This window comes from Streptomyces sp. NPDC059477 (genome assembly GCF_042749375.1).
Classification (GTDB): Bacteria; Actinomycetota; Actinomycetes; order Streptomycetales; family Streptomycetaceae; genus Streptomyces.
In genome coordinates, this window is sequence record NZ_JBHYUG010000121.1 from 1 (window position 1) to 23029 (window position 23029).

The window sequence follows — 23029 nt, forward strand, 5'->3', positions numbered from 1 at the left end:
CCGCACCCTCACAACCCCCCGATATCCCCCACCGGCATCCGAGGACCCCGCCGCCCCGGCACCCTCCCACTCAACAAAATCAACCGCGCAGCCCGATGCCGCTGCCCCGCGTAAGGCTCCAGCAACCGCAACATCTCCGCGTCATCCGCGTACCGATCCCCCGCGAGGGCAAACCCCACGATCCCCGGCAGATGCAGATCCCCCACGGTCACCGCATCCGCCGCCCCATGACTACGCTGCACCGTCTCCGCCGAGGTCCACGCCCCCACCCCCGGCACCACCTCAAGCCGCCCCCGAGCCTGCCCCGCGGACATTCCCGCCCCCTGTTCAAGCCGCGCAGCGACCCGCACGGCCCGCAGAATCGTCGACGCCCGCTTGTCGTCCACCCCGGCCCGATGCCACTCCCACGACGGAATCAACGCCCACGTCCGCGCGTCCGGCATCACCCAGAGCCCACCCGGCACCACCCCGGCGGCGGGCCCGGCCCCCGGCGCAGGCTCCCCGAACCTCCGCACCAGCAACCGCCACGCCCGATACGCCTCAACCGTGGTGACCTTCTGCTCCAGAATCGACGGAATCAACGACTCCATCACCAGCCCGGTCCGCGTCAGCCGCAACCCCGGCCGCCGATGCCGCGCCATGGCCACCACCCGATGCCGAGGCACGAATGCCGAGGGATCGTCCGCGCCCCCCATCAGCTCGGGCAACTGCTCCAACAGCCACTCACCCCCCGGCCCCCACGCCTCCCCCCGCACGAGCCCGTCCCGGAGGGACACCCGCAAAGTCCCGGCCCCGCAAGGCGTCCGGCTGGCCCGCCACACGGACCCGTCCGGCAACGCCCGGAACGTCGGATCCCCGGGCCCCCGCCGCAACGGCCCGAGCACCAGCCCCAGATCCACCGGCCCCCCGGGAACCCACGTCCGCACCCGCCCCGCCCGAGCGCCTCGCGCCACCCCACCGGGCACGCCGGCATCCCCGCCGCGCACCACCGCACGCGCGGGCCGAGGAGCGAAACGTCCAGCCACGACTAAATTCCCTCGAAACGCTCAGTCCATTGAAACGCGCCAACATCACCCCCGCCCCCCCGGCACACCTCACTCACCGCACCTCGATGAACCCCCCGGCATCCCGCACGGCCCGAGCCTTCGGAGCCTCCGCCGGATGCCCCACCGCGACCGCCCCCATCGGGTCCCAGTGCTCCGGCAGCTCCAGCACCCGCCGCACCACATCCCGGCAGAACATCGTCGAGGACACCCACGCCGACCCCAACCGCTCCCCGGCCAGCGCGACCAGCAGATTCTGCACGCCGGCCCCGGTGGCGACGACGAACATCTCCCGCTCGGCCGCGTCCCGCCGCGCGTCCCCGTAGGTGTGCGAGCCGTCCATGACCAGACACGGCACGACCAGATAGGGCGCGTTGCGCAGCACGTCCCCGCGCCGCACCCGCCGGGCGATGGACTCCTCGCTCCTGCCGTCCCGCCGCAGATCCGCGATCCACGCCTCGCGCATGGCGTCCAGCAGCGCGACCCTGGCCCCGGCGGACTCCAGCAGCACGAACCGCCACGGCGTGGTGTGATGCGGCGCGGGCGCCGTGACCGCCGCGGCCACCGCCCGCCGTACCGCCCCCGGATCCACCGGCTCGTCGCTGAAGGCGCGGATCGTACGCCGCTGGGTCACCGCTTCTCGTACCGCCTCCGAGGTGCCCAGCCGGAACATGTCGTCCCGCGGCTCACGCACCAGCGCGCGTGCCCCCTCGCCGTCGTCCTCGGCGACGACATGGGCGAGCCCGCGCACGACCGCCACCGGCAGCCCGGCGGCCTTGCCCTTGACCAGATCACCGGCCGCCGCGAGTTCATCGGCGGTGGACACGACGGTCGAGGCGAGCGGATTGCCGTACGAGTCCGTCCCGCCGCGCAGATCGTCCAGCACCCGCACCCCGGCGGCGCCGATCGCGACGTCCGTGAGCCCCGTGCGCCACGGCCGGCCGAAGGTGTCCGTGACGATGACCCCGACCGTGACCCCCAGCGCGTCCCGCAGTCCGTCGCGGATCGCCCGCGCGGAGGCGTCCGGGTCCTCGGGCAGCAGCAGCACCGTCCCGGAGGGTGTGTTGGAGGCGTCCACGCCGGCGGCGGCCATCACCAGGCCCTGCCGGTTCTCGACGATCCTGAGCGGACCGCGCCGGGCCACCACCCGCACGGTCTCGGCGTCGATCGCGGCCTCCCGGTCGGCCGCCTCCATGATCCGGCCCTCCGCCTTGGACACGATCTTCGAGGTGACCAGCAGCACGTCCCCGTCGACCAGACCGGGCGAGGCGGCGGCGATCAGCTTCGCCAGATCGTCCCCCGGCTGCACCTCGGGCACCCCACCCACAGCCCAGACCCGAAACCCACCACCCGGCCCCGGCCTCGGTCCCGAACCCGATCCCGCGTCCGGCCCCGAATCCGGCCCCGGCCCCGATCCCGAATCCGGCCCCGATCCCGAATCCGGCCCCGGTCGGGAACCCGATCCCGAACCTGATCCGGAATCCGGTACCGATCCGGAGCCCACTCCCGATCCCGAACCAGATCCGGAACCCCAAGCCGACCCCGACCCTGACCCCGAACCGGGCCCAGCCCCCGAACCGGACCCGGACCCCAAACCAGATCCCACGCCCGGATCCACGCCCGGATCCACCCCCGAACCCGACCCCCCAGCCGTCACATCCGAGCCCCCGCTCATACCCCCCGCACCTCCTCCGCCAGCCCCAGCGCCTCGCCCGCCATCCGCGCGGCGGCCGTCACGTCGGTCATCATCAGCGGCACGGCCCGGCATCGGATGCCCGCAGCCTCCACCCGCTCCACCGACCCGGCGTCCACGGTGTCCACCAGCCAGCCGTCCAGCAGCCCCGGGCCGTAGTGCTCGGCGACGGCCGCCGCCGTGGACTCCACGCCCACCGCGGCCAGCACCTTGTCGGCCATGCCGCGCACGGGCGCGTCCCCGACGATCGGGGACAGCCCGATCACCGGCACCCCGGCCTCGGCGATCGCCTCACGGATGCCGGGCACGGCCAGGATGGTGCCGATGGAGACGACCGGATTGGACGGCGGGAAGACAATGACGTCGGCCGCGCCGATGGCCTCCAGGACCCCCGGCGCCGGCTTGGCCTGCTCGGCGCCGACCGGGACGATCGCCTCGGCCGGGACGGACGCCCGCAGCCGCACCCAGTACTCCTGGAAGTGGATCGCCCGGCGCTCGCCGTCCAGCTCGACGGCGACATGGGTCTCGACCCGGTCGTCGGACATCGGGATCAGCCGCACCCCCGGCTGCCAGCGGTCGCACAGCGCCTCGGTGACCGCGCTGAGCGGATAGCCCGCGCCCAGCATCTGGGTCCGCACGATGTGCGTGGCGAAATCGCGGTCGCCCAGCCCGAACCACTCCGGCCCCGCCCCGTACGCCCCCAGCTCCTCCTTGAGGTGGAAGGTCTCCTCGGCCCGCCCCCAGCCCTGCTCCTCGTTGATGCCGCCGCCGAGCGTGTACATCACCGTGTCGAGGTCCGGGCAGACCTTCAGTCCGAAGAGATGGATGTCGTCGCCGGTGTTGCCGATGACCGTGATGTCCGCGTCCGGCGCGGCCCGCTTCAGGCCACGCAGGAACCGGGCACCGCCGATACCGCCTGCCAGAACCACAATGCGCATGGAGGAAAGTGTTGCAGGCGGCACTGACAATCGGCCGGGGCGGTCACCGGACGGCGGTCAGGAGATCCGGGCCAGCCCCGTGCAGCAGCGGCCGTGCATCGGCATCTCGGTCAGGCCGGGGTAGTAGATGTGCAGGCTCACCGCGGGGTCGAGGGTGTCGTTGAGCACCTCGTGCGCGTAGCCCGGCGCGAACACCCGCTGTGCCCCGGCGTCCAGCGCCCTGGTGGTACCGCGCGTGTGTTCGGTCAACGAGCCCGACAGAACCGTCAGCACCCCGGACGACGGCCCGTGGTCGTGCGGCCCGCTGCCCTGCCCCGGCACCCAGGACAGCAGCCACACCTCGTAACCGGGCCCGGTGCGCAGCCGGTGGTACCAGCGGCTGGTGGCGTCGTAGCGCACCAGGTGCTCCCACTCGGCGCGGTCGGCCGCGATCGCGCGCGCGAGACCCGCGAACTCGGCCACGGTCGCCGGGTGCTCGCGGGGCGCCTGGAGCAGATGCGGGACCTCAAGGATGTCACCGGCGATCTGGAGGTCGCTGTCGCTGTTCATGGGGTGGGGTGGTTCCTCGGCGTGGGTGTGGGGGGCTGGATGTCACGGACCGTCCGCCCGGATCACGGGCGCAAGGAGTGCCCGGGTGCGGGCGGGGGGAACAAGCAGCCGAGTCGAGGTCGACTCAGGAACAGCCGGAGCGCGTTGGGCTCAACAGCCGGAACAGCAACAACAGCTGCGACGAGCGAGGGCAGCACCGGGGGACCCGGCGGAGCGGGTCGAGGTGGGCGCCAAGTTCGCGAGCATGCCCACAAGGACAGCGGTTCACACCTCCACTGTCAACTCGGCGCCCGGGATGCGGGACGGGTTTCACCTCATCCGGTTCATCTGGCTGCCGAAAGGTTTGTTCATGCGGTGACCGGGACACATGGCGCATCATCCGGGTGCGTCTGCCGGGTGGCGATCCGTGATCCCGTGATCCGAATGTGATCAGGTTCGCTTCCGCGCGCGTGCCGGAACGAGATCGAACCGAGGGGCGTCCTTCTCCGTACAGGTGTCCATAGGCGTTCCGCAGGTCTCCGTAGTGGTGTCCGCGCGGTCGTCCAGGTGTCCGCGCGGGCGTCCGTGCAGCCGTCCGTCGATGTCGGATGGAAGGCCGTGGGGATCTGTGTGGAGGTCCTGTGTGGGTCGGGGCCCTCGGGGGTCTCCTCTGCGTGTCGAGGTTTATGCCGATTTGAACACTTTCCGCACGGCCTTGGTTCCGCAGAGTGAATAAGGGACCCAATAGCAGATCTCGGCTTGACTCGCCCGGAGCAGCACACTTGTAATTTCACTCGTGTCGTTCACCCGGAAATCGGTGACGGCCGCATCACGGGGACGCGAAAGACAGACGAGGGGCGCACATGACCGAGCTGGTGCAGCAACTGCTGGTCGACGACGCGGACGAGGAACTCGGCTGGCAGGAGCGCGCGCTGTGCGCCCAGACCGATCCCGAGTCCTTCTTCCCCGAGAAGGGCGGCTCCACCCGTGAGGCCAAGAAGGTCTGCCTCGCCTGTGAGGTCCGCTCCGAATGCCTCGAATACGCCCTCGCCAATGACGAACGCTTCGGCATCTGGGGCGGCCTGTCCGAGCGCGAGCGCCGCCGCCTGAAAAAGGCGGCGATCTGACGCCGGGAAGCGCGCCGGCCGGCCGTCCCGACGGACCCCCAACTCATCGAACACGATACGAACGGCCCGTCGCGGGTGGGTTATCCACAGGCGGCGGGCCGTGGTCATGGTCAGCCGATAGTGTGGGCGCTCGTCCGAGACACCCCAGCGCCCCCACCGGGCGCGGGTGTCCACCGCAGTCCACCGAACCGGGGCCCGTACCTCGATGTCCGCGCACAGCCACCCGCCGGCCCAGCACGACCCGGCCGCCACCGCAGTGTTTGACCCGGCCCGTCAGCCCGAGTTCCCGCGCCACATCGTGACCGCGGTGCTCGTCTCGCACGACGGCGCCCGCTGGCTGCCCGACGCGCTCGCCGGGCTGCTCGGCCAGGAGCGCCCCGTGCAGTCCGTCATGGCCGCCGACACCGGCAGCGCCGACGACTCCGCGCGGCTTGTCACCGAGACCCTCGGCCCCGACCGGGTGCTCCACCTCGCCCGCCGCACCGGCTTCGGCCAGGCCGTCGAGGAGGCCCACCGCACCGCCCCCGTCCTCACCCCCGAGGAACTGCCCTACCTGAAGCGGCCCAGCGGCTGGGACCCGGTCACCCGCTCCTGGCGCGACGACGCCTACGACCTGCCCGAGCTGCCGCACGGCGAACCCGTCCAATGGCTGTGGCTGCTGCACGACGACTGCGCCCCCGAACCCGACGCCCTCGCCCAGCTCCTGCGCGTCGTGGACGACGAGATGGAGCTGGGCCGCGACGACGTGGCCGTCGTGGGCCCCAAACTGCGCGGCTGGTACGACCGCCGCCAGCTCCTCGAAGTCGGCGTCACCATCGCCCACTCCGGCCGCCGCTGGACCGGCCTGGACCGCCGCGAACAGGACCAGGGCCAGCACGACCACGTGCGTACGGTCCTGTCGGTGTCCACCGCCGGCATGCTCATCCGCCGCGATGTCTACGAACGGCTCGGCGGCTTCGACCGCCGCCTGCCCCTGATGCGCGACGACGTCGACCTGTGCTGGCGCGCCCACAGCGCGGGCCACCGCGTCCTGATCGCCCCCGAGGCGGTCGTACGACACGCCGAGGCCGCCTCCCGCGAGCGCCGCGCCGTCGACTGCGGGGGCCGCACCGCCGCCTCCCCGCACAAGGTCGACAAGGCCGGCGCCGTCTACACCCTGCTCGTCAACTCCCGCACGGCGGCGCTGCCCTGGATCCTGCTGCGCCTGGTCCTCGGCACGCTCCTGCGCACCCTCGCCTACCTCGTCGGCAAGGTCCCCGGACAGGCCGTCGACGAGATCCGCGGCCTGCTGGGCACCCTGCTGCGCCCCGAGCGGATCATCGCCGGACGGCGCACCCGCGGACGCCCCCAGATCGACAAGACCGAGCTGCGCAGCCTCTTCCCGCCCCCCGGCGCCACCCTCCGCGCCACCGTCGAGCAGGCCGCGAGCAGCCTCTCCGGCGACACCGAGACCGAGACCACCGGCGGCGCCGGACGGCACGGCGGCGCGGTCGAGTCGGGCCCCGGCGACGACGACGCCGACTTCCTGGAGATCGAGCAGTTCGCCCGGCTCAAGCGGCTCGCCCGCAACCCCGGCCCCATGCTCTTCCTGGTGCTGCTGCTCGCCTCGCTGATCGCCTGCCGGCAGCTCCTGGGCGGCGGCTCGCTCGTCGGCGGCGCCCTGCTCCCCGCCCCCGCCGACTCCGGCGAGCTGTGGGCGCGCTATCTCGACGCCTGGCACCCGGTCGGCGCGGGCGGCACCCCCGCCGCCCCGCCCTACCTCGCGCTCGTCGCCGCGCTCGCCACCCTCCTGCTCGGCTCCACCTCGCTCGCCGTCACCGTGCTGCTGGTCTGCTCGGTGCCCCTGGCCGGCGTCACCGCCTACTTCGCCTCCCGCCCGCTGGTCCAGTCCCGCCTCCTGCGCGCCTGGGCGGCCGTCGTCTACGCCTTCCTGCCCGCCACCACCGGCGCCCTCGCCGGCGGCCGGATCGGCACCGCCGTGCTCGCCGTCCTGCTCCCGCTGCTCGCCCGCGCGGCCGTCTCCGCCGCCGGCCTCGCGGGCGGACGCGGCAGCTGGCGCGCCACCTGGGCGTACGCGCTGCTGCTGACCCTCACCATGGCGTTCACGCCGATCGTGTGGCCCCTCGCGCTGGTCCTGGGCGTCGCCCTGCTCGCCGTGCGCCGCAGCGAACTCACCGCCTACGCGCCCCGCTTCCTCGCCCAGCTCGGCACCCCGCTCCTGGTCCTCGCCCCCTGGTCGCTGTCCCTGCTGCCGTACGGCTTCTTCACCGAAGCCGGCCTTGAGTACGGCAGCTCCGCCGCGACCGCGCTCGACCTGCTCGCCGCCGGACCGGGCGGCTCCGGGACGGTCGGCGGGCCGATGCTCATCGGCATCGTGCTGGCCGCCCTCGCCGCCCTGCTGCGCTCCGAGCGCCGCTCCGGCATCCTCGCCGCCTGGGCCGTCGCCCTGGTCGGCCTGTTCTTCGCGGCCCTGTCCAACGCCTCCGCGTGGGCCGGCCCCGCCACCCTCGTCTACGGCCTCGCCCTGCTCGCCGCCGCCCTGCTCGGCGCCGACGGCGCCCGCTCGCGCGTCGCCGAACAGAGCTTCGGCTGGCGCCAGCCCGTCGCCGTGCTGATCGCCTTCGCCTCCGCCGCGGGCCCGCTGCTGCTCGCCGCCGGATGGATGATCCGCGGGGCCGACGGCCCCCTGGAGCGCCGCGACCCCGTCCAGGTGCCCGCGTTCGTCGCCGAGGAGAGCGGCAGCACCGACCAGGCCCGCACCCTCGTCCTGGGCAGCGACACCACCGCACACGTGAGCTACTCCCTGGTCCGCGGCTCCGGCGCCCGCCTGGGCGACGCCGAACTCGCCGCCGCCGACGGGGACAACGCGCGACTGGACAAGGTCGTCGCCAACCTCGTCGCCGGTTCCGGCGCCGACCAGGCCGAGCAGCTCGGCGGCTTCGCCGTCCGCTACGTCCTGGTCCACCCCGGCGCCCCGCGCGAGGTCAGCCGCGTCCTGGACGCCACCCCGGGCCTCAGCCGCCTCAGCCAGCAGGACGACGGCAGTGCCCTGTGGCAGGTCGACCAGCAGGTCTCCCGCGCGGCGATCGTCCCCGCCGACGGCGGCGAGACCCTGGCCGTGGCCTCCGGCCCCGTCGAGATCCACACCGACGTCCCCGAGGGCGCCGACGGCCGCGTCCTGCGCCTCGCCGACACCGCCGCCGAGGGCTGGACCGCGACCCTGGACGGCGAGCCGCTCACCCGCACCACCGTCGACGGCTGGGCCCAGGGCTTCGAACTCCCCGCCACCGGGGGCCGCCTGGACGTCACCTACGACGCCCCCCTGACCCACACCGCCTGGCTGTGGGCCCAGGGCGCGCTCGCCCTCGTCCTGGTCGTCCTCGCCCTGCCCGGCCGCCGCCGCGACATCGACGACGACCTTCCCGACGCCGAGGAGCCCGCGATCCCCGCACAGGCCGTCGAGGGCGAGGGCCGCCGCGCCCGCCGCCTGCGCGACCGCGCCGAGGAGCACGCCCCCGCCGAGCCGCCCATACCCGCCGCGGAGCAGTTCCCGGCCCCGGAGCCGGTCGCCGCCGCGCAGCAGCAGGCGTACGACGCCCAGTGGGCCCAGTCCGGCCACCAGGGCGCCGCGTACGGCGGCTACGGCGGCGACCAGTACCAGGGCGGGCCCCCGCAGCAGTACCCGGCGGGCGGCTACGGCCAGGACCACCCGGCGCAGGACCCCTACCAGGGCGGCCAGTACGACCCGTACGGATACGGCGGCCAGCCCCAGCAGCCGTACGACCCGACCGCCTACCCCCAGGGCTACGACCCCTCGTACGACCCCGCGCGGCAGCACGACCCGCACGGCCGCGGCACCGACGGGAGCCAGCAGTGAAGCGCACCACCGTGTCCCTGATCGCCGGGGTGGCCGCGCTCGCCGCGCTCACCGGCTTCGCCTCGGTCTCCGTACCGGACGCCTCCGGCGCGGAACCGGCCGGGGCGGCGGCCACCCTGCCCGTCGAGCGCACCAGCCTGGTCTGCCCGGCGCCCAGCACCTCCGACCTGGCCGAGACGACGTACTCCGCCTTCACCCCGGTCACCGAGGGCACCGACGACGGCGGCCGGGCCGACCTGCTGCCCGCCACCGGTACACCGGAGGAAGGGGAGAAGGCGGGGGAGGCCGTGAAGTCCGCGCTCCCCCAGAAGGAGCCCGGCACACCCGTCACCGCCGACGAGTCGGGCGCCGACGCGCCCGCGCTGACAGGCATCGCCGAGGGCCGCTTCGCGCCCGGCTGGACCGTGCAGCAGACCACCGAGGTCACCGCGGGCACCGGCCGCGGCCTCCAGGGCCTCAGCTGCGTCGCGCCGGACACCGACTTCTGGTTCCCCGGCGCCAGCACCGCCACCGACCGCACCGACTACATCCATCTGACCAACGCCGAGGACTCCGCGGCCGTCGTGGACATCGAGCTGTACGGCAAGGACGGCGCGCTGGAGTCCGAGGTCGGCTCCGACATCACCGTCAAGCCGCACGCCAGTGAGCCGATCCTGCTGTCCACGCTCACCGACGCCGAGGAGAGCGACCTCACCGTGCGCGTCAACGTCCGCAGCGGACGGGTCGGCGCGGCCGTGCAGGCGCTGGACGACAAGCTGGGCGGCGACTGGCTGACGGCGTCCGCCGATCCGGCGGACACCCTGGTCCTGCCGGGCATCCCCCAGGACGCCACCGACGTCCGCCTGATCGCCTACTCGCCCGGTGACACCGACGCCGACCTCACCCTTCGCCTGGCCGGTCCATCCGGCCTGATCACCCCGGTCGGCCATGAGACGCTGCACGTCAAGGCGGGTATGACCACCGCGGTCGACCTCGCCGACGTCACCAAGGGCGAGCCCGGCTCCCTGGTCCTCACCCCGAGCGGCGGCTCCGTACCGGTCGTCGCGGCCCTGCGGGTCATCCGCGGCGAGGGCGACGACCAGGAGACGTCGTTCATCCCGGCGGCCCGCGCGGTGGACACCCGGGCGACGGCCGTCGGCAACACCGAGAAGGGCACGACCCTCGCCCTGACCGCCCCCACGACCACCACCAAGGTCAAGGTCACGGCGTCGGCGGGCACGGAGGGGGGCGAGTCGGTGTCGAAGACGTACACGATCAAGTCCGGCACGACCCAGAGCGTCGAACTCCCCGTCCCCGAGGGACTGAAGGGCACCTACGCGCTGACCGTCGAGCCCACGTCCGGCGGCCCCCTCTACGCCTCCAGAACCCTGGAAGCGGCCCAGGACGACGTCCCGGCGTTCACGACACAGGTCCTGCCGGACGACCGGGGCAGGGTCGCGGTGCCGACGGCGGAGCAGAACTTGTCGGTGCTACAGGAGTAGCCGCGGGAGCGGGTACCGGAACAGCCGCTGGAGCAGGGGGCCGCCTTCGAGGGCGCCGAGGAGGCCGGCCCCGCCGCCCGGCACCACCAGCCCTCAGTCCTCCCCGTACCGGGGATCGACCGTCTCCGGCGTGAGGCCCAGCAGCTCGGCGACCTGCTCCACCACCACCTCGTGGACCAGCGCCGCCCGCTCCTCACGCGCCTTGGTACGGATCTCCACCGGCCGCCGGTAGATCACCACGCGCGCGAGTTGCCCGTCCCGGGCCGGCACGGTCCGCCCCAGGGGCACGGCCTCGTCGTTCCAGCGCCCGTCGTCGTCCAGCCGTGGCACTTCGAGCACCAGGAAGTCGATGTCGGCGAGCTGCGGCCAGCGCCGCTCCAGCCGCTCGACGGAGTCCTGCACCAGACCCGCGAAGGTGTCGGCGCGGCTCGCCGCCAGCGGCACCTGCGGCGGCGCGATCGGCCCGCGCATGCCCCGCCCATGGCGATCACGACGGCGGGGCCCGGGGCCGGCGGCAGAGGGCGGTACGGGGTTGTCCATCACTGGTGAAGGGTAGTCCCCGCGCACCCCGCCCGCCGGACCCCCGCGCGGCCCCGACCCCCCGGTTCCACCCCGTATCCGCCCCCGACCTGCGCCCCGGCCCCCGCGCACCCCGCCCCCGCCCGCCCGGCCACCGGGTCAACCGGCGTGACCGACCCGTACCGCATGTCGCCGGATGACCATTCCGGCCAAGGTTGGGCTCGATTCCGTATCTCTCCCGGACCGCCGATCACGAGGCAAATGACGGTGTTTGTACCGGGCCCTGACCACACCCGATCGCACCGCCTTCCACCCCCGCGCATGTCCACGCAGGTCAGCGGGGTATGACTGAGGTGGCCCGGGGGACGTTTCGCAACACGACACGGTGGAGTGACCTGGTGGAGAGTCGTCGCGGCCCGCTCAAGAGTGCGGTACCGTCCAACGTCGTGAGCCCTGTACGTCGCTGTTCGCGCACCGCTTGCGGCCGTCCCGCCGTAGCGACGCTGACGTACGTCTACGCCGACTCGACCGCGGTCCTCGGCCCGCTCGCGACCTACGCCGAACCCCATTGCTACGACCTGTGCGCCGAGCATTCCGAGCGCCTGACCGCCCCGCGCGGCTGGGAGGTCGTCCGGCTGCTGGACGGCTCGGCCCCGGCCCGCCCCAGCGGCGACGACCTGGAGGCCCTCGCCAACGCCGTGCGCGAGGCGGCCCGTCCGCAGGAGCGCGCCGCGCGGACGGGCGGCGGTTCACGCGGAGCCGACCCGATGGAGGTCGCCCGCCGCGGCCACCTGCGGGTACTGCGCTCACCGGACAACTGACCCCGGCTTCCCGCCTGTCGGCGCGCACGCGCGCGTGGCGCTACGGGAACGGCCCGCGACCGTACGCAGGTTGCCGCTCGCGACCCTGACCGGCACCTCCGTGCGGGGCGCTCATCCCTGTCGTTTATGTCATGAACCCGTCCGGACGGGCGGCGCCCATCGGGCAGTTCATGGCGATGGCGAAGGCACGCTGCGCAGCCCCGGTCGGCCGATCACTTTCGGCGGCCTCCGGGTCCGCGAGGCACGCTGTCGGTGGGGGCAGGTAGCTTTGGGTGACCGAGTAGGACTTCAGGAGGGTTGGCCGTGACTGCTGATCTGTCGCAGATCGTCAAGGCGTACGACGTACGCGGAGTGGTCCCGGACCAGTGGGACGAGACGCTGGCCGAACTGTTCGGGGCCGCCTTCGCCCAGGTGACGGACGCGGAAGCGATCGTGATCGGGCACGACATGCGGCCTTCGTCCCCCGGCCTGTCACGCGCCTTCGCGCGCGGCGCGGCGGCCCTCGGGGTCGACGTCACCGAGATCGGCCTGTGCTCCACGGACCAGCTGTACTACGCCTCGGGCGCGCTGGACCTGCCGGGCGCGATGTTCACGGCCTCGCACAACCCCGCCCGGTACAACGGCATCAAGATGTGCCGCGCGGGTGCCGCCCCCGTCGGCCAGGACACCGGCCTCGCGGAGATCCGCGCGCTGGTCGAGGGCTGGACCGGGACGGGCGCCCCCGAACCGGCACCCACGGCGGGCACGATCACCCGGCGGGACACGCTGAAGGACTACGCGGCCTACCTCCGCTCCCTGGTCGACCTGACCGCCATCCGCCCCCTGAAGGTCGTCGTCGACGCGGGCAACGGCATGGGCGGGCACACCGTCCCGACGGTCTTCGAGGGCCTGCCCCTGACCCTGGTGCCGATGTACTTCGAGCTGGACGGCACCTTCCCCAACCACGAGGCCAACCCCCTCGACCCGGCGAACATCGTGGACCTCCAGGAGCGGGTGCGCGCCGAGGGCGCCGACCTGGGCATCGCCTTCGACGGCGACGCCGACCGCTGCTTCGTCGTCGACGAGCACGGCGACCCGGTCTCGCCGTCCGCGGTCACCGCCCTGGTCGCGGCGCGCGAGCTGGCCAGGCACGGCGGCAAGGGCACGGTCATCCACAACCTGATCACGTCCTGGACCGTCCCCGAGGTCGTGAAGGAGAACGGCGGCACGCCCGTGCGCACGCGCGTAGGCCACTCCTTCATCAAGGCCGAGATGGCGAAGTCCGGCGCGATCTTCGGCGGCGAGCACTCCGCCCACTACTACTTCAAGGACTTCTGGAACGCGGACACGGGCATGCTGGCCGCGCTCCACGTCCTCGCCGCGCTCGGCGGCCAGGACGGCCCGCTGTCCGCGCTGGTCGCCCAGTACGACCGCTATGCCGGGTCCGGCGAGATCAACTCCACCGTCGACGACCAGCAGGGCCGCCTCGCCGCGATCCGCTCCGCGTACGAGGGCCGCGAGGGCGTCACCGTCGACGACCTGGACGGCCTCACCATCTCCACCGCCGACTGGTGGTTCAACGTCCGCCCCTCCAACACGGAACCCCTCCTCCGCCTCAACGCGGAAGCGAGGGACGAGGCGACCATGACAACGATCCGCGACGAGGCCCTGTCAATCATCAGAGGCTGAGGGCTGAGGGCTTGAGGCTAAAGGCTTGAGGGTTGCCGGGCCGCCGGGCTGGCGGCCCGCCGGGGCGCGGGGTGCGAGGCACCTCATCCGCCATAGCTGCGGGCAGTCGTGCCGCTGGGGCGGCACGGGTGGGCGCAGCGGCACCCGCAAGCGCGGGTGAGTGAAACCCATCCCCAGCCCAGCCCCACGCCGCACACCCTCAACCCCGGCCCATCTCACCCACCGCCAACCCGACCGCAGCCAACCCCACCCCCCACCCACCCCACGGCGGTACCCTGACCAGGCATCACGTGCCACCGGCCGAACCTCACCCCGAAGGAACGACATGCCCCTCGAAGCCGGCCTCCTGGAGATCCTCGCCTGCCCCGCCTGCCACGCCCCCCTCAAGGAGCAGGACCCCGAGCTGATCTGCACGTCCCAGGACTGCGGTCTCGCCTACCCGGTCCGCGACGGCATCCCCGTCCTCCTCGTGGACGAGGCCCGCCGCCCGGCGTAACCACACCCCAAGGCCATCGGACCCCGGCGATCGGAGACCGCCCGCATGCTCGACGAGTCGCTGCTAGACACCCCCGAGGCCCTCGCGCAATCCGACCCCCGCGGCCTCCTGCGCGGCGCCGCCGAGGCCGGCGCCCGAGTCCGCACCGCGGCCCGGTACGCCGCCGAGGCGGGCGTCACCCTGCTCAAGCCCGACGGCCGCCCCCGCGCCGTCCTGATCGCCGGCCCCGGCGCCGCCGCGATCTGCGCCGCCGACCTCCTCGGCACCCTCGCCGGCCCCGGCAGCCCCGTCATCCGCCTGACCCCCACCGGCGTCGCCCCCGTCGCCGGCGCCCTGCGCTGGGAGCTGCCCGGCTGGAGCGGCAATCTCGACCTGCTCCTCATCGCCACCCCCGACGGCACCGAACCCGGCCTCGCCCTCCTCATCGACCAGGCCTACCGCCGAGGCTGCACGGTCGTCGCCGTGGCCCCCGCCCGCACCCCCCTCGCCGAGTCGGTCGCCGCCGTGCACGGCCTGTTCGTCCCGATGGCGACGGCCCCGTACGAACAGGACGAGCCCGAGGAACTCGCCGCGTCCGCCCCCGGCGTCCTGTGGGCCCTGCTCACCCCGCTCCTCGCCCTCCTGGACCGCATCGGCCTGCTCTCCGCACCCCCCGACGCCCTGGAGAGGGTCGCCGGCCGGCTCGACCACATCGCCGAGCGCTGCGGCCCCGCCGTCGTCACCTACAGCAACCCGGCCAAGACCCTCGCCGCCGAACTCGCCGACTCGCTCCCGGTGATCTGGACCGAGGGCACCTCCGCGGGCCCGGCCGGCCGCCGCTTCGCGGGCGCGCTCGCCGAACTCTCCGGCCGCCCCGCCCTCGTCGCCGAACTCCCCGAGGCGCTCACCGCGCACAGCGCCCTGCTGGCCGGCCGGCTCGCCGCCGGCGCCGACCCCGACGACTTCTTCCGCGACCGCGTGGACGAGCCTCCCGCGCTGCACGCGCGCGTGGTGCTCCTCAGGGACCGCCCGACCGGCGGTCTCACCGCCGCCCCGGCCGCCCGTGAACTGGCCCTCAGCCACGACACGCCGATCAGCGAGCTGGAGCCCGAGCCCGGTGGCGAACTGGAGACCCTCGCCGAACTGATCGCCATGACGGATTTCGCCGCCGTTTACCTGGCCCTCGCCTCGGGGGCATCAGCTGGACCGGCACAGCACTGACCCCCGTACCACCCACCACCCACCCACAGCCCCACCCACAACCCCAGTCAGAACCCCAGAGAGAACCGATGGACCGCCTCGACAACACCATCCGCCCCTACGCCTGGGGTTCCACCACCGCCATCCCGCACCTGCTCGGCATCGAGCCGACCGGTGAGCCGCAGGCGGAGATGTGGATGGGCGCCCACCCCGGCGCCCCCTCACGCACCGAGCGCGGCACGCTGGTCGAGGTGATCGACGCCGCCCCGGAGCGGGAACTGGGCGCCCCCGCCGTCGCGAAGTTCGGCCCCCGGCTGCCCTTCCTCCTCAAGCTGCTCGCCGCCGGCGCCCCCCTCTCCCTCCAGGTCCACCCCGACCTCGCGCAGGCCAAGGAGGGGTACGCCGACGAGGAGCGCCGCGGCATCCCTTCCGACGCCCCGCACCGCAACTACAAGGACGCCAACCACAAGCCCGAACTCATCTGCGCGCTCACCGAGTTCGACGGCCTGTGCGGCTTCCGCGACCCCGAGGAAGCCGCGGCCCTGCTCGACGGCCTCGGTGTCGCCTCCCTCAAGCCCTACGCCGACACCCTGCGCGCCCACCCCGGGGACGCGGCCCTGCGCGAGGTCCTCACCGCCGTACTGACCGCCGACCGCGACGACATGGCCCGTACGGTCACCGAGACCGCCGCCGCCTGCAATCGCATAGGCGGCGACTACGCCCCCTACGCCGACATCGCCCACCACTACCCCGGCGACCCCGGCGTACTCGCCGCGATGCTGCTCCACCACGTCCGCCTCCAGCCCGGCGAGGCCCTCTACCTCGGCGCCGGCATCCCGCACGCGTATCTCAACGGCCTCGGCGTCGAGATCATGGCCAACTCCGACAACGTGCTGCGCTGCGGCCTCACCCCCAAGCACGTCGACGTCCCCGAACTCCTGCGCATCGTCCGCTTCGAGCCGGCCGACCCCGGCGTACTGCGCCCGGAGGCCGACGCGGACGGCGAGGAGGTCTACCCGACCCCCATCGACGAGTTCCGCCTCTCCCGCTACGTCCTGGCCGAGGGCGGCGCCGCCCACGACCTCACCCGCGCCACCCCGCAGATCCTGCTCTGCACCGCGGGCACGGTCCGCGCGGGCGACGAGCAGCTGACACCCGGCGGTTCCGTCTTCGTCCCGGCGGGCGAGAAGACCGAAGTGTCCGGCTCGGGCACGTTGTTCCGCGCGACGGTCGTGGCCTGAGCACCCCCGAGTGAGGGAAGTGGCCGACCGGGGCCCCAACGCCGTAGCGGACTGCAACAATGGCGCCCCGGCGGCGCACCGGCACCGCCCGGGACGACGGCGTACGTACGAAGGGACCACGCGGACCACATGAGCGCGTCAGGCGGCACCAAGGCGATCGTGGCGGCACTGGTCGCCAACCTCTCGATCGCGGTAGCGAAGTTCGTGGCGTTCCTCTTCAGCGGCTCGTCCTCGATGCTCGCCGAATCGGTGCACTCCCTCGCCGACTCCGGCAACCAGGGTCTGCTGCTGCTCGGCGGCAAACGCGCCCAGCGCGACGCGACCCCGCAACACCCCTTCGGCTACGGCCGCGAGCGCTACATCTACGCCTTCCTCGTCTCGATCGTCCTCTTCTCCGTCGGCGGCATGTTCGCCATCTACGAGGGCTACGAGAAGATCCAGCACCCGCACGAGATCGAGAACTGGTACTGGCCGGTCGGCGTCCTCGTCTTCGCGATCATCGCCGAAACCTTTTCCTTCCGTACGGCGATCAAGGAGTCCAACGCCCTGCGCGGCCAGCAGTCCTGGACGGAGTTCGTCCGCCACGCCAAGGCGCCCGAACTGCCGGTCGTGCTGCTGGAGGACCTCGGCGCGCTCGTCGGCCTGTTCCTCGCCCTCGGCGGCGTCGGCATCGCCCTGCTGACCGGCGACGGCATCTGGGACGGCATCGGCACCCTCTGCATCGGTGTCCTGCTCATCCTGATCGCCATCGTCCTCGCCGCCGAGACCAAGTCCCTGCTGCTCGGCGAGGCCGCCGGCCTGAACGAGGTCAAGAAGATCGAGGCCGCGATCGTCGACGGCGACACCGTCACCGGCATCATCCACATGCGCACGCTCCACCTCGGCCCCGAGGAACTCCTGGTCGCCGCCAAGATCGCCGTCCAGCACGACGACACCGCCACCGAGATCGCCGGCGCCATCGACGCCGCCGAGGCCCGCATCCGCGAGGCCGTCCCGATCGCCCGTGTCATCTACCTCGAACCCGACGTCTACAGCGAGACCGAGGCCACCAAGGGCCCCGACCCCGAGGCGACCCCGGGCGGCCCGACCCACAACGGCACCGACCACTGACGCCCCTGCCGCCCCGTCCCTCACACCCGACGACCGGCGCACCGTCACCGAATCGGCCACGGCCTACGGAATCATGACCTCCCGCCCCCGAACCCGGCCGTCCCCTACTCCTCTATTCCTTGCGCCTTCCCTCCCGCCGCCCCGGTAGCGACCAACTCCTCGACAGCCGCGACCCACCTGGTTCCGGCCAACATCCCGGCCATCCCCCGGATCACACCCGCCCTCCTTGCCTCCGGCATCGAGCTGCCTTTTCACGGCCCGGGAGGCGTGGGTCCCCACCGGATCGGGGTGAACTCTTCGCGGGCGGACTGGGGACGGCCGGGCCGTCCGGTGTAGCTTGGGACGGAGCCAGACGTCGCTGCTGATGGCGGTCGGGCGGTCCGTTCGCGGACCGGCCGAGGGAGAGAGGGCCTCCGACGGACTGCGCTGCGCGCCACGCGGGCACGCCTGTGCCCTGTGTCCATCCCGGGCACTTCTGTGTCCGCCGCCGCGCAGACCAGCCGTACCCACCTCGAACCCGATCCCGAGGAGCAGCCCCCAATGACGACTGTCGACAACCGACAGGACTTCAAGGTCGCCGACCTCTCCCTGGCCGACTTCGGCCGCAAGGAGATCACCCTCGCCGAGCACGAGATGCCCGGCCTGATGGCGATCCGCAAGGAGTACGCGGAGGCGCAGCCGCTGGCAGGCGCCCGCGTCACCGGCTCCCTGCACATGACCGTGCAGACCGCGGTCCTCATCGAGACCCTCGCCGCCCTGGGCGCGCAGGTCCGCTGGGCCTCCTGCAACATCTTCTCCACGCAGGACCACGCCGCCGCCGCGATCGCCGTCGGCCCCGACGGCACCCCCGACAACCCCCGGGGCATCCCCGTCTTCGCCTGGAAGGGCGAGACCCTCGAAGAGTACTGGTGGTGCACGGAGCAGGCCCTGACCTGGCCGAACACCCCCACCGGCGGCCCGAACATGATCCTGGACGACGGCGGCGACGCCACCCTCCTCGTCCACAACGGCGTCGAGTACGAGAAGGACGGCAAGGTCCCCTCGCCCGACACCGCCGAGTCCGACGAGCACCGCGTCATCCTGGAGCTGCTGACCCGCACCGTGGGCGAGAGCCCCCAGAAGTGGACCCAGCTCGCCTCCGAGATCCGCGGTGTCACCGAGGAGACCACGACCGGCGTCCACCGCCTGTACGAGATGCACCGCGACGGCACCCTCCTGTTTCCGGCGATCAACGTCAACGACGCCGTCACCAAGTCGAAGTTCGACAACAAGTACGGCTGCCGCCACTCCCTGATCGACGGCATCAACCGCGCCACCGACGTCCTGATCGGCGGCAAGACCGCGGTCGTGTGCGGCTACGGCGACGTGGGCAAGGGCTGCGCGGAGTCCCTGCGCGGACAGGGCGCCCGCGTGATCGTCACCGAGATCGACCCGATCTGCGCGCTCCAGGCGGCGATGGACGGCTACCAGGTCGCCACCCTGGAAGACGTCGTCGAGACGGCCGACATCTTCATCACCACGACCGGCAACAAGGACATCATCATGGCCGCGGACATGGCCAAGATGAAGCACCAGGCGATCGTCGGCAACATCGGCCACTTCGACAACGAGATCGACATGGCCGGCCTCGCGAAGATCCCGGGCATCGTCAAGGACGAGGTCAAGCCGCAGGTCCACACCTGGAAGTTCCCCGAGGGCAAGGTCCTCATCGTGCTGTCCGAGGGCCGCTTGCTGAACCTGGGCAACGCCACCGGTCACCCGTCGTTCGTGATGTCCAACTCCTTCGCGGACCAGACCCTGGCCCAGATCGAGCTGTTCACCAAGCCCGACGAGTACCCGACCGGCGTCTACACGCTGCCCAAGCACCTCGACGAGAAGGTCGCCCGCCTCCACCTGGCTGCCCTGGGCGTACGACTCACCACGCTCCGCCCGGAGCAGGCCGACTACATCGGTGTGAAGGTCGAGGGCCCGTACAAGTCGGACCACTACCGCTACTGAGCCCGGCGCTCCGCAGCAACCTCCAGGACAGGCCCCCGCACCCCCGTGTCGGGGGCCTGTCCCGTTGGCCGGCCCGGCCGATCCGGTTGGCCCGGTCGGCCCGTTCTCATACCCCAGGACCCCCATGCCCCGCGGCCGTTATTCGCTCCTCGATCCGCACGATCAGACCCCCTTCGCACAAGAGCACTTCCACTGCGCCCCCGGCCCCTCCGGCTGGCGCTATGTCTCCCAGCTGACCGCCCCCTCGGGCGACCATCTGGGCTCCGTCGACCTCACCCTCGACGCACTCGGCCGTCCCCTCCGCCTCGAACTGCACGCGGCGAGCTGGCAGGTGCGCGGCGCCGCCCTCGACGGCGTCACCTGGGTCCGTACGGACCCCACCGGCACCCATGCCACGGAAGGCAATGTGCGCGCCCACGCCTTCACCGGCACGTCCCCCGCGTTCCTCATCGCCACCGCCCGCCTCCTGCGCCTCACCCCTTCCTCCTCCACGGCCGCGACCCGTGTCCGCCTGGTCGACTTCACGCACCCGGTCCTCGCCCCCCGCACCGTGGACCAGTCCTGGGCCTTGCTGAAAAGAGAAGCACACGCCACTGACAACGCCCCCCTGAGCGTGGACGAATACCAGGTCACAGCCCTGGACACCGGCGAACAGCACACCGTGCACATCGCCGGGGACGTGGTGCTGGCGGCACCCGGAATCGAGCTGGAGGACCTGGAGTCACCGCCGTCGACGTTCGAGGGGGAAACGGGACCCGAGTGACGGGCGGACCCTGGCGTCCTACGCCGGGGGCGCGAACCCGGTGGACGACTCTTCGGCGGGCGACGCGGCCCCCTGACCGGGCACCGACGCAGGTGCAGGCGTAGGCGCGTACCCAGGCACCCCAGGCACCGGCGCCCCAGGTACCGGCATACCTGCTACCGGCACCCCCGGCCGCCCTCCGGCCTGCGTTCCTCCCGCAGCCGCCCCACTCGCCACGGCCCGCCGCATCTCCCGGACCTGCCGCTCCTGAAGCACCGCCGCCAGATACGCGGCCGGCGGCACACCCTGCGGCGCCGGAGCCCCCGTACGCTCCGCCACATCCGCGGCCAGGCGCAGGGCCATGCCCTGACCGACCTGCGGATCCAGCTGCCGCATCCGCGTCAGGTACTGCCGTATCGCGAGCCACAGACTGTCCGGCACCGCCGACAGATCCAGCGTGGCGAACCGCCCCGCCAGCCAGGGCGGAGGCGGCGGCACGAACCCGGCCGGCGCGGCGGGCACCCGCTCCCGCACCACCAGCGTCCCCGCGAACACATCCCCGAGGCGCCGCCCGCGCGCGGACACCAGCGAGGCGATGCACGCGATGACACCGAACGTCATCAGGATCTCGATCATCCCGATCCCCCCACGCACCAGCGCGTGCCGGAACCGGATCGGCCCACCGTCGTCCCGCACCACCCGCAGCCCGACGGCCATCTTCCCCAGCGACCGCCCATGGGTCAGTGTCTCCACGGCGATCGGCGCGCCCACCAGCACCAGCAGGAAGGACGCGATCGACAGCGCCATCTGCGCGGCCTCGTCCAGCGAGGCGGAGGCGATCGTGAGCGCAACGGTCACCAGGAGATACGCGGTGAAGGCCACGACGAGATCGAGCAGCACGGCCAACACCCTGCTCGGCAGCTTCGCCGGGCGCAGCTCCAACGCCACCGCCTCCCCGGTCACCAGCTCACTCACACCCGTCGTCCTTCCCCTGGTCCGCACCTACCACGATCAGTCTGCCAAGCTGAGAACGCGGAGCGCCGCAGTACGACAAGCTGACATCCACCAGGATCCGTCAGGATCCTCAGAAGAACAGCCGAGGAGCAGGCAAACCGATGGACCTCGACGTCTTCGTCACCGCCCATCGAGCGGAATGGGACCGCCTCGACACCCTGCTCCGTCGCCGCCGCCTCACCGGCGCCGAGGCCGACGAACTCGTCGCCCTCTACCAGCGCACCGCCACCCATCTCTCCCTGATCCAGTCCAGCGCTCCTGACCCCCAGCTGACCGGTCGCCTCAGCCAACTCGTGGCACGCGCGCGTAGCGCCGTCACCGGCACCCGACGCGCCTCATGGCGCGATGTCACCGACTTCCTCACGTACGGCTTCCCGGCCGCCGTCTACCGGTCACGCCACTGGTGGGTCCCCACCGCCCTGCTCTCCACCCTGGTCGCCGCTCTCCTCGGCTGGTGGATCGGCACCCACCCCGAGGTCCAGGCATCCATAGCCGCCCCCGACGAACTCCGCGAACTGACCCGCCCGGGCGGCGAGTACGAGACGTACTACTCCAGCAATCCCGCCGCCTCCTTCGCCGCCCAGGTCTGGACGAACAACGCCCAGGCGGCGGCCCTCTGCCTGGTCCTGGGCGTCTTCCTGGGCCTCCCCGTCCTCTGGATCCTCTTCACGAACATGCTCAACCTGGGCGTCGGCTTCGGCCTGATGTCCTCGGCGGGCCGCCTGGACACGTTTCTCGGCCTGGTCCTGCCGCACGGCCTGCTGGAACTCACCGCGGTCTTCGTCGCCGCAGGCACTGGCCTACGCCTCGGTTGGACCGTCATCGACCCCGGCCCCCGCACCCGGCGCACCGCCCTGGCGGAGGAGGGCCGCGCCGCCGTGGGCATGGCGATCGGCCTCGCGCTGGTCCTCTTCATCTCCGGAGCCATCGAGGGTTTCGTGACCCCGTCCGGCCTCCCGACCTGGGCCCGCATCACCATCGGCATCACCGCCGAGCTGGCCTTCCTCGCGTACGTCTATGTCCTCGGCGGCCGTGCGGCCCGCGCCGGCAACACGGGCGACGTGGACGCCGTCGAACGCAGCGCGACCGTCCCGACAGCCGCCTGAAGCCGCCCCGCACCCCGCGGAGACCTGCCTGATGTGCGGACGGGTCCGCTGAGCTGCTAGTGTCCTCTTCGCCCCGCAGGAGCTGTTGACACAGAGCCGGTGGGGAGGTAGATTCGAACAGTTGCCTGGAACTGGGTGCTATCCGGTCGGCGACAATCAGAATCCACTCGCCTCTTCAAGTCGTCTCCTCGTCTTTCGAGATTCGACTTCGATGTGGCGTCCCCCGATGGAATCGGAAATGGATGGCCGGTCAGACCGGCCGGAAACCTCTGATAAAGTCGGAACCGCCGGAAAGGGAATCGCGAAAGCGAGAACCTGGAAAGCAACTCCGAGGAAATCGGACCGAGAAAAGGTCTGATAGAGTCGGAGACACCGAAGGGAAGCCCGGAGGAAAGCCCGAGAGGGTGAGTACAAAGGAAGCGTCCGTTCCTTGAGAACTCAACAGCGT

Annotated in this window: 18 protein-coding genes; 12 read left to right on the forward strand and 6 right to left on the reverse strand. The window is 72.5% G+C overall.

Features of this window, described 5'->3' with window-relative positions:
• Positions 1 to 8: 8 nt before the first annotated feature.
• The 4 genes from ACFXAZ_RS35800 to ACFXAZ_RS35815 form a co-directional block, all read right to left on the reverse strand.
• The gene (locus ACFXAZ_RS35800) at positions 9 to 1025 is read right to left on the reverse strand and encodes a DNA-3-methyladenine glycosylase family protein (protein WP_384600005.1); all 1017 of its coding nucleotides are present in this window, start codon (positions 1023 to 1025) and stop codon (positions 9 to 11) included.
• A 73-nt stretch (positions 1026 to 1098) separates the two neighbouring features.
• A complete protein-coding gene (locus ACFXAZ_RS35805; RefSeq protein ID WP_384600008.1) occupies positions 1099 to 2547 on the reverse strand; it encodes a coenzyme F420-0:L-glutamate ligase in 1449 nt (482 codons plus the stop codon).
• A 167-nt stretch (positions 2548 to 2714) separates the two neighbouring features.
• On the reverse strand, positions 2715 to 3674 hold the full coding sequence (gene cofD, locus ACFXAZ_RS35810) for a 2-phospho-L-lactate transferase (protein WP_384600011.1): 960 nt from the start codon (positions 3672 to 3674) through the stop codon (positions 2715 to 2717).
• Positions 3675 to 3731: 57 nt separating this feature from the next.
• A complete protein-coding gene (locus tag ACFXAZ_RS35815; protein WP_384600014.1) occupies positions 3732 to 4223 on the reverse strand; it encodes a cysteine dioxygenase in 492 nt (163 codons plus the stop codon).
• An 842-nt stretch (positions 4224 to 5065) separates the two neighbouring features.
• Here ACFXAZ_RS35815 and ACFXAZ_RS35820 point away from each other — a divergent pair.
• The 3 genes from ACFXAZ_RS35820 to ACFXAZ_RS35830 all read left to right on the forward strand — a co-directional run bounded on the left by ACFXAZ_RS35820 (position 5066) and on the right by ACFXAZ_RS35830 (position 10687).
• Positions 5066 to 5329, forward strand: a complete 264-nt coding sequence (locus ACFXAZ_RS35820; protein ID WP_010986447.1) for a WhiB family transcriptional regulator — start codon at positions 5066 to 5068, stop codon at positions 5327 to 5329.
• Positions 5330 to 5534: 205 nt separating this feature from the next.
• Entirely contained in the window at positions 5535 to 9206 is a 3672-nt protein-coding gene (locus tag ACFXAZ_RS35825; protein ID WP_384600016.1) for a glycosyltransferase family 2 protein, read from the forward strand.
• A complete protein-coding gene (locus ACFXAZ_RS35830) occupies positions 9203 to 10687 on the forward strand; it encodes a DUF5719 family protein (protein WP_384600019.1) in 1485 nt (494 codons plus the stop codon). The genes ACFXAZ_RS35825 and ACFXAZ_RS35830 overlap by 4 nt, the downstream gene beginning before the upstream one ends.
• 93 nt (positions 10688 to 10780) lie before the next feature.
• Here ACFXAZ_RS35830 and ACFXAZ_RS35835 read toward each other — a convergent pair whose 3' ends face one another.
• On the reverse strand, positions 10781 to 11227 hold the full coding sequence (locus tag ACFXAZ_RS35835; protein WP_384600022.1) for a metallopeptidase family protein: 447 nt from the start codon (positions 11225 to 11227) through the stop codon (positions 10781 to 10783).
• A gap of 377 nt (positions 11228 to 11604) precedes the next feature.
• Here ACFXAZ_RS35835 and ACFXAZ_RS35840 point away from each other — a divergent pair, with 377 nt between their 5' ends.
• The 8 genes from ACFXAZ_RS35840 (at position 11605) to ACFXAZ_RS35875 (ending at position 20482) form a co-directional block, all read left to right on the forward strand.
• The gene (locus tag ACFXAZ_RS35840) at positions 11605 to 12027 is read left to right on the forward strand and encodes a DUF3499 domain-containing protein (protein WP_384600026.1); all 423 of its coding nucleotides are present in this window, start codon (positions 11605 to 11607) and stop codon (positions 12025 to 12027) included.
• 303 nt (positions 12028 to 12330) lie between these two features.
• Positions 12331 to 13695 carry a phosphomannomutase/phosphoglucomutase gene (locus ACFXAZ_RS35845; protein ID WP_384600029.1) on the forward strand — a complete coding sequence of 455 codons (1365 nt, stop codon included), beginning with the start codon at positions 12331 to 12333 and terminating at the stop codon, positions 13693 to 13695.
• Positions 13696 to 14020: 325 nt separating this feature from the next.
• The gene (locus tag ACFXAZ_RS35850) at positions 14021 to 14191 is read left to right on the forward strand and encodes a Trm112 family protein (RefSeq protein WP_382691853.1); all 171 of its coding nucleotides are present in this window, start codon (positions 14021 to 14023) and stop codon (positions 14189 to 14191) included.
• A 45-nt stretch (positions 14192 to 14236) separates the two neighbouring features.
• The gene (locus tag ACFXAZ_RS35855) at positions 14237 to 15391 is read left to right on the forward strand and encodes an SIS domain-containing protein (protein ID WP_384600032.1); all 1155 of its coding nucleotides are present in this window, start codon (positions 14237 to 14239) and stop codon (positions 15389 to 15391) included.
• Between the two features lie 68 nt (positions 15392 to 15459).
• Entirely contained in the window at positions 15460 to 16611 is a 1152-nt protein-coding gene (gene manA / locus ACFXAZ_RS35860; protein ID WP_384600035.1) for a mannose-6-phosphate isomerase, class I, read from the forward strand.
• Between the two features lie 129 nt (positions 16612 to 16740).
• The gene (locus ACFXAZ_RS35865) at positions 16741 to 17721 is read left to right on the forward strand and encodes a cation diffusion facilitator family transporter (RefSeq protein ID WP_384600038.1); all 981 of its coding nucleotides are present in this window, start codon (positions 16741 to 16743) and stop codon (positions 17719 to 17721) included.
• Between the two features lie 540 nt (positions 17722 to 18261).
• A complete protein-coding gene (ahcY, locus tag ACFXAZ_RS35870) occupies positions 18262 to 19719 on the forward strand; it encodes an adenosylhomocysteinase (RefSeq protein WP_384600040.1) in 1458 nt (485 codons plus the stop codon).
• A 124-nt stretch (positions 19720 to 19843) separates the two neighbouring features.
• On the forward strand, positions 19844 to 20482 hold the full coding sequence (locus tag ACFXAZ_RS35875) for a hypothetical protein (protein ID WP_384600043.1): 639 nt from the start codon (positions 19844 to 19846) through the stop codon (positions 20480 to 20482).
• An 18-nt stretch (positions 20483 to 20500) separates the two neighbouring features.
• Here the strand turns inward: ACFXAZ_RS35875 and ACFXAZ_RS35880 are convergent, their stop codons facing one another.
• Positions 20501 to 21436 (reverse strand): RDD family protein, encoded by a 936-nt coding sequence (locus ACFXAZ_RS35880; protein ID WP_384600046.1) that lies wholly within the window; start codon positions 21434 to 21436, stop codon positions 20501 to 20503.
• Positions 21437 to 21576: 140 nt separating this feature from the next.
• Between ACFXAZ_RS35880 and ACFXAZ_RS35885 the strand changes: the two genes are divergently transcribed.
• Positions 21577 to 22581: a stage II sporulation protein M gene (locus ACFXAZ_RS35885; RefSeq protein WP_384600049.1), complete on the forward strand. Its 1005-nt coding sequence runs from the start codon at positions 21577 to 21579 to the stop codon at positions 22579 to 22581.
• The last annotated feature ends 448 nt before the right edge of the window (positions 22582 to 23029 follow it).

Coding starts and splice junctions, on each gene's coding strand:
- cofD (WP_384600011.1), bottom strand. CDS start 3,674: ATGCGCATTGTGGTTCTGGCAGGCGGTATCGGCGGTGCCCGGTTCCTG.
- ACFXAZ_RS35815 (WP_384600014.1), bottom strand. CDS start 4,223: ATGAACAGCGACAGCGACCTCCAGATCGCCGGTGACATCCTTGAGGTC.
- ACFXAZ_RS35820 (WP_010986447.1), top strand. CDS start 5,066: ATGACCGAGCTGGTGCAGCAACTGCTGGTCGACGACGCGGACGAGGAA.
- ACFXAZ_RS35825 (WP_384600016.1), top strand. CDS start 5,535: ATGTCCGCGCACAGCCACCCGCCGGCCCAGCACGACCCGGCCGCCACC.
- ACFXAZ_RS35835 (WP_384600022.1), bottom strand. CDS start 11,227: ATGGACAACCCCGTACCGCCCTCTGCCGCCGGCCCCGGGCCCCGCCGT.
- ACFXAZ_RS35850 (WP_382691853.1), top strand. CDS start 14,021: ATGCCCCTCGAAGCCGGCCTCCTGGAGATCCTCGCCTGCCCCGCCTGC.
- ACFXAZ_RS35855 (WP_384600032.1), top strand. CDS start 14,237: ATGCTCGACGAGTCGCTGCTAGACACCCCCGAGGCCCTCGCGCAATCC.
- manA (WP_384600035.1), top strand. CDS start 15,460: ATGGACCGCCTCGACAACACCATCCGCCCCTACGCCTGGGGTTCCACC.
- ACFXAZ_RS35865 (WP_384600038.1), top strand. CDS start 16,741: ATGAGCGCGTCAGGCGGCACCAAGGCGATCGTGGCGGCACTGGTCGCC.
- ahcY (WP_384600040.1), top strand. CDS start 18,262: ATGACGACTGTCGACAACCGACAGGACTTCAAGGTCGCCGACCTCTCC.
- ACFXAZ_RS35875 (WP_384600043.1), top strand. CDS start 19,844: ATGCCCCGCGGCCGTTATTCGCTCCTCGATCCGCACGATCAGACCCCC.
- ACFXAZ_RS35885 (WP_384600049.1), top strand. CDS start 21,577: ATGGACCTCGACGTCTTCGTCACCGCCCATCGAGCGGAATGGGACCGC.